1 pseudogene is annotated in these 373 nt (G+C 68.1%); it reads left to right on the forward strand.

What is annotated here, in order from left to right:
• A pseudogene (locus IAE27_RS29380) lies at nucleotides 1–373 on the forward strand (oxaloacetate decarboxylase); the annotation flags it as partial.

Below are 373 nucleotides of genomic sequence, written 5' to 3' on the forward strand. Positions count from 1 at the left end.
GAAACGTCAGGCGCAGGAGAAGGGCATCGTTCTGGCGGAGAACGCCATCGACGACGTGCTCACCGTGGCCCTGTTCCCGCAAATCGGCCTGAAGTTCCTGGAGAATCGCAATAACCCGGCGGCGTTTGAGCCGCTGCCGCAGGCGGAAGCCGCGCAGCCTGCTCCTGCCCCGGTGAAAGCTGCCGCCTCCGGCGTCTACACCGTGGAAGTGGAAGGTAAGGCCTTTGTGGTGAAGGTCAGCGACGGCGGCGATATCAGCCAGCTGACCGCAGCCGCGCCGGCAGCCTCTTCCGCCCCGGCTCAGGCGGCCGCCCCGGCAGGCGCCGGCACGCCGGTGACCGCGCCGCTGGCGGGCACTATCTGGAAGGTCATT

It is taken from the genome of Klebsiella sp. S69, assembly GCF_016516145.1.
Classification (GTDB): Bacteria; Pseudomonadota; Gammaproteobacteria; order Enterobacterales; family Enterobacteriaceae; genus Klebsiella; species Klebsiella oxytoca.